Source organism: Tistrella bauzanensis, assembly GCF_014636235.1.
Taxonomy (GTDB): domain Bacteria; phylum Pseudomonadota; class Alphaproteobacteria; order Tistrellales; family Tistrellaceae; genus Tistrella; species Tistrella bauzanensis.
Genome location: NZ_BMDZ01000185.1, coordinates 1 through 1,184, shown reverse-complemented (window position 1 = coordinate 1,184; position 1,184 = coordinate 1). Strand labels below are relative to the sequence as shown.

The 1,184-nt window shown below is 62.6% G+C and carries 1 protein-coding gene; it reads right to left on the bottom strand.

Features of this window, described 5'->3' with window-relative positions; all coding sequences use genetic code 11:
- A partial coding sequence (locus tag IEW15_RS25485) for an ISAs1 family transposase (RefSeq protein WP_188583351.1) occupies positions 1-1,105 on the bottom strand: 1,105 nt, incomplete at its 3' end.
- Positions 1,106-1,184: the final 79 nt, after the last annotated feature.

Sequence of the window (1,184 nt, the reverse complement as noted above, 5' to 3'; positions counted from 1 at the left end):
ATCGCATTTGCCCAATGATCGACCTTGCGAATTCATCGGACCATCCGGCCCGTTTTCGCTTGCGGCTGATCGGGAGCTTGGGCCTTGCGGTTCGCAGGAGATTGAGGGAGAGACGGCGGAGGATAGCGAGGTTTTCGGGGCCATTGTCGGCGCGATTTCTGGCGGCGTCCTCGTCGAAGGTCACATCAAGAACCCAATGGAGGCTGTTCTCGATGGCCCAATGGGACCGGACGGCCTGGGCGAATTTCTGAGGGCTGAGGCGGGCGGATGAGAGATAGTAGCGGGTGGACGGGGCACCGTCATCCCGGCGTGCCTCGACGCAGGCAAGCGTTGCAAGGCCTGGCATGACCGGTGCTCCCGGTTCGGCGCGATCACCGAAGAGCCAGTTCACAGAATGGGTTACGCGGTGTCGCCTGATCTCGATGCGGCCGTGATCGGCATCCGTGGTCTCGAAAACCTCCAGGGGCTCGGGCGGGTCGGTAAAGAAGGTGGTGACCGCTTCAAGCATCGCCGGGCGGTTGGCCTTCAGGGCAAACAGATAATCGCCGCCGCGGTCGAGAACCATCTGTGCCGTCTCGCTCTGGGCATGGATGGCGTCGCCGGTGACCAGGGCACCGTCGAGCGTCAACGTGGCGAGCAGCGCCCGGGCGGCGGTGATCTCGTTCTCTCCCGGCGCGACGGCACGCTGGCCGAAGCTCAGCCGTGCGTCGGCGCCAAAGGCGGTCACGACATGCAGCGGTGACCGGCCCGCCGCGCGATCGAAGGAACGCCGCAACGTTTTGCCATCGATCGCCAGAACCCCCGGCCCATCCGCCCCAAGGTCGCTCAGAAACGCCTCAAACACCCGCCCGAACGCCGTCGGATCGAGCATCCGGAAAACACGCGAGAAGGTATCATGGCTGGGTAACCCATTCTCAAGCTCAAGAAATTCCCGCAATAACACCTCCCGATCCCCAGCGAACTCCGCAAAATCCACGCAGCTCTCTGCGCCACAGACCGACGCAACCAGAGCGATCGTCAGAATGTCGAGAAGCTCGTGCCGTTGCGCATTTCCACGCCGTGGATCCGGCATCTCCCGGAAAATCGTGATCAGCGAAGCCATCATGTCCCCCTCTCAGGAACACTCATACAGACTCCACTTCGCCACCGGTCGCCAGGGCTATTCTTCAAATGCGATTCCCCTG